Annotated in this window: 7 protein-coding genes; all 7 read right to left on the bottom strand. The window is 66.4% G+C overall.

The annotated features are described in order from the left end of the window. Positions 1-152: 152 nt before the first annotated feature. A complete protein-coding gene (locus ACXAJT_RS25270) occupies positions 153-1,559 on the bottom strand; it encodes a 3'-5' exonuclease (protein WP_475241071.1) in 1,407 nt (468 codons plus the stop codon). Then, on the bottom strand, positions 1,556-2,062 hold the full coding sequence (locus ACXAJT_RS25275; protein WP_475241075.1) for a hypothetical protein: 507 nt from the start codon (positions 2,060-2,062) through the stop codon (positions 1,556-1,558). The genes ACXAJT_RS25270 and ACXAJT_RS25275 overlap by 4 nt, the downstream gene beginning before the upstream one ends. A 21-nt stretch (positions 2,063-2,083) precedes the next feature. Then, positions 2,084-3,907 (bottom strand): DUF294 nucleotidyltransferase-like domain-containing protein, encoded by a 1,824-nt coding sequence (locus ACXAJT_RS25280; RefSeq protein ID WP_475241077.1) that lies wholly within the window; start codon positions 3,905-3,907, stop codon positions 2,084-2,086. 129 nt (positions 3,908-4,036) lie between these two features. Then, positions 4,037-5,818, bottom strand: a complete 1,782-nt coding sequence (locus tag ACXAJT_RS25285; protein ID WP_475241079.1) for a sodium:solute symporter family protein — start codon at positions 5,816-5,818, stop codon at positions 4,037-4,039. 6 nt (positions 5,819-5,824) lie between these two features. Further along, positions 5,825-6,112 (bottom strand): DUF4212 domain-containing protein, encoded by a 288-nt coding sequence (locus ACXAJT_RS25290; RefSeq protein WP_475241082.1) that lies wholly within the window; start codon positions 6,110-6,112, stop codon positions 5,825-5,827. Between the two features lie 71 nt (positions 6,113-6,183). Next, positions 6,184-6,867: an adenylate kinase gene (locus tag ACXAJT_RS25295; protein WP_475241084.1), complete on the bottom strand. Its 684-nt coding sequence runs from the start codon at positions 6,865-6,867 to the stop codon at positions 6,184-6,186. A gap of 5 nt (positions 6,868-6,872) precedes the next feature. Next, positions 6,873-7,195, bottom strand: a 323-nt coding sequence (locus tag ACXAJT_RS25300) for an AMP-binding enzyme (protein ID WP_475241087.1), incomplete at its 5' end; no start/stop codon positions are given.

A 7,195-nucleotide genomic window follows, 5' to 3' on the forward strand; every position in this document is an offset into this window, starting at 1 on the left:
AAAGGTCAAGTGGGCGCGTGTTTCCGTGGCACGAGACGTGGCGCGGCAAAGCCGCTGCATGGCGCCGCGCTGTCACCCTCGGGCAGCGTTCGGCGGGGGGAGCGCTGCGGCGTGGCGCCACACACGCAGCGTGCGACCGGGGCGCTGACGTCTCAGTTCAGGTCTTCCAGAAGCCTGCCATGCTGCCGCGTCTGTTCCACCACCGCGCCGAAGGTGGTCATCCCGCGCGCCTCCAGCATCGGCAGCATCCTGACCAGCACCTCGGCCGTGGCCTGCGCGTCGCCAAGCGCCGTGTGCCGCAATTCGGGCGGGATGGTGACGTCGAGCCGCTCGCACAGCGCGTCGAGCGTGTGGGTTTCCGTTGTGCCAAACAGCACCGCCGACAGCAGCACGGTGTCGAGGATCGGATTGCTCCAGTCGACCCCCATGCGCGCCTGATGACGGCGCAGGAAGGCCATGTCGAAGGGCGCATTATGCGCCACGATCACCGCGCCGCGGGCGAAATGATGAAACCGGCGACCGGCCTCGGTGATGTCCGGTTTGCCCTGCACCATGGCGTCGGTCACGCGGTGCACCTTGGTCGAGGAGGGCGGAATCGGGGTTCCGGGATCGACAAGCTGATCGATGCGCTCGCCCGGCACGATACGACCGCCCACGACACGGACCGCGCCGATCTGTACCACCTCGTCCTTGTGCGGCAGCAGCCCCGTCGTTTCGGTGTCGAACACCACATAGGTCAGTGCGCGCAGGGGCGTGTCCTCGATCGCCTCGGGCGCGGGGGCGGTGAGCAGCGAGAAATCAAACACCAGCGGGCGCTCGGCGTCCGGCGCGATGCTGGCGTGCGCACCTTCGATGATCAGCAGGTAGCCGCCGCCATCGAGCGGCTTCATCCGCCCATCGTAGCTTTGCGCCTCGTCGACCGAGCGCAGGGTGAGTGCCACCTCGCGCCCGGTGCGGTGCAGCTCGCGTACGGCGGCCTTGATCCCCGAGGCGAGGAAGTAATCGGTGATCGCCGCGTTGAGGCGGGGCACGTGAATTTGGCTCAGCACCTCGGCAGCCTGACCGTCATAGAGCACGATCTGCCCCTTGGGGCTGACCATGATCGTCGCCACGGGAATCTCGGTGAGCAGGGCGGTCAGCCGCGCCTTGTCGGCGGCGAGTTGCGCGGTCTCATCCGCCACCCGTTGCGCGCTTTGCAGCGCCGTCTCGCCCAGCTTGGCCGAGACCGCCTGCGCCGCGTGGGCCAGATCGCCGAGGTAGCGCGCGCCATGGGTGTCGACCTGCTTGTCGATGCCTGCATGGGCGCGTATGCGCATTTCGGCGGCGAGGCCTTCCACCGGCTTGGCGATATTCTCGTCGAACAGCAGCCAGATGCCGGTGCACAGCGCGACAAGGCCGAAGGTCGCGAGGATGCCCGCGAAGACAAAGCCATTGCCCGGCGACGTTTCCAGCGCCCGTCCGTACCCGAGCCAGAGCGACAGCGCCACAATCCCCGCGCCGCCCAAGGCGAGCCCCGCGAAGAACAGGAAGACGCGGAAGCGCAGGCTCAGCTTGGTCATGCGGCGCGCTCCGAGCAGACCGCCGAGAGGATCGCATCCTCGGCCCCGACGTCGCGCCAGCGCGGGCTGCCGCCGTCGCCGCCCATCGGGTCGGCCCGGCGCTGGCCGGGGCAGTCGACCATCACCTCGACCACCTGCGTCGGCTCCCAGCGGGCAAAGAAGTAGAGATCGGCGAGATAGAGCCCCGGCGTCTGCGTGTTCTCGCGCGCGCCTGCGGCATCGACCGCGATGAAACGGTCGGTCATTGGCCAGGCGTAGGTCCAGGGGCGCCAAGCGGCGCTTGAGGCGTGTGTTTCGACCACCTCGACGCCGCCCGGCAGGGCGCGCGCCGTGGCACCGTACCAGCCGTACTCGCTGGCGATGGAGGCGGCCAGCATTGCCAGCCCGGCGCCCACCGGGATGGCCCAGCGGGGCAGGCGTCCGCGCGTCGCCTTGTTCAGCAGCAGCACCACACCAGCACCGGCCACGCCTGCCACCAGCACCGCGATCAATTCGTAGAACATCTCTCCCCCCTCAGAACGGCGTCAGCTCAGCATGCCGCGCCCGTGGCCAATGGCCGATTGCATCGATTTGACCACCACGAAGGCGTCGCGCAGGTGGCTGCGCTCGAAATCCGACAGCGTGGTCGGCGCGAGGTAGTTGTCGGGCTTTTCCCCGCGTTTGACCAGACCCGCCTGATGCTCGAGCCGGGTTTCCGCAATCAGATCATAGGCATCCAGAAGATCCTGCCCGCCCGACCCAGACACCGCGCCAGCGGCGATCGCCGCCTCGATCCGGGCGCGTGTGCCAACCTCGGGCAGCCGCGCCTGCAGCGCGTAGACCCGCGCCAGATCGACCACCGGCACCACGCCGTTGTGCTTGAGATCGACGGTGTTCTTGTGCTCGCCCGAGCGGATCGTGGCAAAGCCGCGCAGCAGCCCCAGCGGTGGCGTGTGCTTGAGCGAGTTGGAGATCATATGCGCGGTGAAGATCGAGTTCTTCGAGGCCGCCTGCAGCGTCTCGTCCTGCAGGTCCTCGTAGAGCGATTTGGTGCCGCCGATGGGGCGCAGGTCGAACATCACCGAGGCCAGCATTTGCGCCTCGGGGTCGGGCGTGCTGATCCAGCCGCGGAAATACTCGCGCCATGTCGAGACCGTCTGCAGCCAGCGCGGATTGGTCGCCATCATGTCGCCGGGGCAGTAGTAATATCCCGCTTTATCAAGACCATCGCAGACGAACTTCGCCATCTCCGCGAAGTATTCCATGTCGCGCTCGGTGGCGCTGTCGTCAAGGATCATGCAGTTGTCCTGATCCGAAACGCCGGTCTGTTCCTGCCGTCCCTGAGAGCCGCAGGCCAGCCACAGCCACGGCACCGGCGCGGTGCCGAGGTCTTCTTCGGCCATTGCCAGAAGGCGGCGGGTCACCGTGTCGGCGATGTCGGTGATCAGCCGGGTGGTCACCTCGTGACGGTTGCCGCCCGCCACCAGCTGCGCCAGCAGCTGCGGGATGCGGGCGGTGGTTTCGGCCATCTCTTCGGCGCTGCGGGCGCGCGAAATCGCGGCCACCAGTTCGGCGGAGCTGACCGCCTGAAAGCGGGTGAGGTCGGTCTGGGTGACGATGCCCACCAATTGCCCGGCCTCGGTGACCGGGACGTGGCCGATGCGCCGCTCGACCATCATGTGCAGCACGTCCGAGCCGATGGCAGAGGGCGGCAGGGTGACTGGCTCATAGGTCATGATCTCGGACACCGGCGTGTTGGTGTCGAGCCCGCCGGCAACCACCTTGTTGGAGATATCGCGGATGGTGACGATGCCAATGAGGTCGCGCCCATTGGTCACGCACAGCGATGAGACGCCTTCCTCGCGCATCAACAGCGCGGCCTCCTGCGCCGGTGTCTCGGGCGGCACGGTCAGCGGCGCGCGGGCCATCAGCGTCTCGACCCGGCTGTGCGCCAGATCGGTCTTTTGCGGACGCGCGGCGCGCGAGCGGTCAAAGAAGCGCCGGGCAGCGGTGTGCTCGGCGATCAGTTCGCGAAAGGCGTAGGCGGGCAGCAGCAGCAGCGTGGTGTCGTCCAGCGCACTGGCGGTGGTGGCGGCGGTGCCGTCGCGCATCAGTCCGCGTTCGCCGAAAGAGTTGCGCTGGCCCAGCAGCGAGACGGCGACGCCGTTCTCGTCGCGGATTTCCACCTGACCCGAAAGCACCAGATACAGGCCTTCAAGCTGCGCACCGGCGGCGTAGATTTCCTCGCCGGGCTTGTAATGCCGCGTCAGGAACTGCGGCACCAAAACGTCGAGCGCATCAGGATCCAGCGCGTCATAAGGGTGCACCGAGGTCAGGAAGCGGCGCAGGTCGTCGGGCTGAAGGGGCATGGAAAGCTCCGCAGGTGCCTATGGTTAAGAAAACTCCCGCCTCGGCATAGCGCGGGGCGGGAGCTTTGCATAGGGCATGGGCGCCGCGGCGCCCATGCTTTGATCGCTCAAGGATCAGTGATCCTGGGATCAGTGATCCTGGGCGGCACCCGCGCCGCGCGGCACGCGGACGCTTTCCACCAGCTCCGAGATTTCCTGCGGGATCGGCTTGGTCATCGCCGAAACGATGAAGGCCACCGCGAAGTTCACCATCGCCCCCACAGCGCCGAAAGAGGTCGACTTGATCGTGCCAAGCAGCGGATCGGCGTCGGTGAAGCTGTTGGTGTCGGGGATGAAGAACCAGCCCTTGTGCAGGAAGATATAGACCAGCGTGACCACAAGCCCGGTGACCATGCCTGCCACGGCGCCCTTGTTGTTCACCTTGGTGAAGATGCCCATCATCAGCGCCGGGAAGATCGAGGCTGCGGCAAGGCCGAAGGCCAGCGCCACGGTCTGCGCCGCGAAGCCCGGAGGGTTGAGCCCCAGCCACGTGGCGATGGCGATGGCAACCGCCATGGCGATCCGGGCCGACAGCAGTTCGCCTTTTTCCGAGATGCCCGGGTTCAGCTGCCCTTTGATCAGGTCGTGGCTGACTGCCGAGGAAATGGCGAGCAGAAGACCGGCGGCGGTCGACAGCGCGGCAGCAAGGCCACCGGCGGCGACAAGGCCGATCACCCAGCCCGGCAGGTTGGCGATCTCGGGGTTGGCAAGAACGAGGATGTCACGGTTGAAGTTGGTCAGCTCGTTGCCGGCCCAGCCTTCCGCCGCGGCGCGCTCTTCCATCGCCGGGTTGGCGTCGTTGTAGTACTGGATGCGGCCGTCGCCGTTCTTGTCGTCCCAGCCCAGAAGGCCGGTCTGCTGCCACGTCGCCATCCAGTCGTAGGCGGGATCGCTCTCGATGGTTTCCACCGACACCGCCTGACCCGCAGCGCCTTCCGGCCAGAACTGCTGGGTGATGTTGAGGCGAGCCATGGCGCCCACGGCCGGAGCCGTCAGGTAGAGCAGGGCGATGAACACCAGCGCCCAACCTGCCGACCAGCGTGCGTCGGCCACTTTCGGCACGGTAAAGAAGCGCATGATCACGTGCGGCAGACCGGCGGTGCCGATCATCAGCGACAGGGTGAACAGCACCATGTTGAAGGTGTCGCCATTGTGCGCCGTGTATTCGCCGAAGCCAAGATCGGTGACGATCTGGTCCAGCGTCTGCAGCAGCGGCGTGCCCGAGGTCTGCTCGGTGCCGAAGAGGCCAAGCGCCGGGATGGGGTTGCCGGTAAGCTGCAGCGAGATGAAGATCGCCGGGATCGTGTAGGCGAGGATCAGCACGCAGTATTGTGCCACCTGCGTGTAGGTCACGCCCTTCATGCCGCCGAACACCGCGTAGGCAAACACGATCACCGCGCCGATCAGCAGACCGGTGGTGCTCGACACCTCGAGGAAGCGGCCGAAGGCCACGCCGACGCCGGTCATCTGGCCGATCACATAGGTGGTCGAGGCGATGATCAGGCAGATCACGGCCACCAGACGCGCGGTGGGCGAGTAGAAGCGGTCGCCGATGAACTCGGAGACGGTGAATTTGCCGAACTTGCGCAGGTAGGGCGCCAGCAGCAGCGCCAGCAGCACGTAGCCACCGGTCCAGCCCATCAGATAGGTCGAGTTGTCGTAGCCGGTGAAGGCGATGAGACCCGCCATCGAGATGAACGAGGCCGCCGACATCCAGTCGGCCGCCGTGGCCATACCATTGGTGACCGGGTGCACGCCGCGTCCGGCGGCGTAAAACTCCGATGTAGAGCCCGCACGGGCCCAGATCGCGATGCCGATATAGAGCGCAAAGGAGGCGCCCACGAACAGCAGGTTGATGGTAAACTGATCCATTGCGCCTTACTCCTCGTCCACGCCGAATTCACGGTCGAGCTTGTTCATCCGCCAGGCGTAGAAGAAGATCAGCGCCAGAAAGACGATGATGCTGCCTTGCTGGGCGAACCAGAACCCAAGGTCCGAGCCGCCGACCGAAATGCCCGACAGCATCGGGCGCAGCAGGATGCCGAAGCCGAAGCTGCAGATTGCCCATATGATCAGGCTGATGATGATGAGCCGCAGGTTGGCAGACCAATAGGCCTTGCCGGACTCTGCTGCGCTGTGCGCGTGATGCGTCGATTGATCCGCCATGAGCGGGGTCCTCCTCCTCTGAAACTCCGCCGTCCCCGTGGAACCTCCCCACGAGGACGCGCGGGTGACGGTCAGCCCGTCGCCTTCTTTACGATCGCGCCGAGCCCGGCGGCGACCTCCTCGATCGCGCCCATCGCATCGATGCGGCTGAGCGCGCCCTGTTCTTCATAGTATCCGATGAGCGGCGCAGTCTGGGCATGATATGCCTCAAGTCGCGACGCGACCGTCTCGGCTTTGTCGTCGGAGCGCCGTTTCATCTCGGTGCCGCCGCATTGGTCGCAGACGCCGTCCTCCTTGGGTGTCTTGAACCTGTCGTGATAGCCCTCGCCGCAGGCGGCGCAGGTGTAGCGGCCCGAGATCCGGGTCACCATGGCCGCGTCATCGACCTCGAGGCTGATCGCCGCGTTGATGCGCTGGCCACGCGCACCCAGCAGGGTATCGAGAGCCTCGGCCTGCACGGTGGTGCGCGGGAAGCCGTCGAGGATCACCCCCTGCGCGCAATCGGGTTCGTCCAGCCGGTCGCGCAGGATCGCGATGACAATCTCGTCGCTGACCAGTCCGCCGGCCTCCATCACGGCCTTGGCCTGCTTGCCGGCCTCGGTGCCCTGCGCCACAGCGGCGCGCAGCAGGTCGCCCGTGGAAAGCTGTACCAGCCCGTATTTGTCTTCGAGCTTGCGCGCCTGGGTGCCTTTCCCGGCCCCCGGAGGGCCAAGAAGAATGAGCACGGGGGCGCGGGTCACGGTCTGTGCGTCCATCTCGCTCACCCCTTGTTGGCGCGGTTTTCGATGAGCTCGTCGACCACGGAAGGATCGGCGAGGGTCGAGGTGTCGCCAAGCGCGCCATAGTCGTTTTCGGCGATCTTGCGCAGGATGCGGCGCATGATCTTGCCGGAACGGGTCTTCGGCAGGCCGGGAGCCCATTGGATCAGGTCGGGGCTGGCGATCGGGCCGATCTCGGTGCGCACCCAGGTGCGCAGCTCTTTCTTCAGCTCATCGCTGGGCTCGATGTCGTTCATCAGGGTGATGTAGCAGTAGATGCCCTGACCCTTGACGCTGTGCGGGTAGCCGACCACTGCCGCCTCGG

Source organism: Salipiger sp. ABF4_146 (genome assembly GCF_056161345.1).

Excerpts from the sequence above, each read along its gene's own strand:
- ACXAJT_RS25270 (WP_475241071.1), bottom strand. The coding sequence starts at position 1,559 with ATGACCAAGCTGAGCCTGCGCTTCCGCGTCTTCCTGTTCTTCGCGGGG.
- ACXAJT_RS25275 (WP_475241075.1), bottom strand. The coding sequence starts at position 2,062 with ATGTTCTACGAATTGATCGCGGTGCTGGTGGCAGGCGTGGCCGGTGCT.
- ACXAJT_RS25280 (WP_475241077.1), bottom strand. The coding sequence starts at position 3,907 with ATGCCCCTTCAGCCCGACGACCTGCGCCGCTTCCTGACCTCGGTGCAC.
- ACXAJT_RS25285 (WP_475241079.1), bottom strand. The coding sequence starts at position 5,818 with ATGGATCAGTTTACCATCAACCTGCTGTTCGTGGGCGCCTCCTTTGCG.
- ACXAJT_RS25290 (WP_475241082.1), bottom strand. The coding sequence starts at position 6,112 with ATGGCGGATCAATCGACGCATCACGCGCACAGCGCAGCAGAGTCCGGC.
- ACXAJT_RS25295 (WP_475241084.1), bottom strand. The coding sequence starts at position 6,867 with ATGGACGCACAGACCGTGACCCGCGCCCCCGTGCTCATTCTTCTTGGC.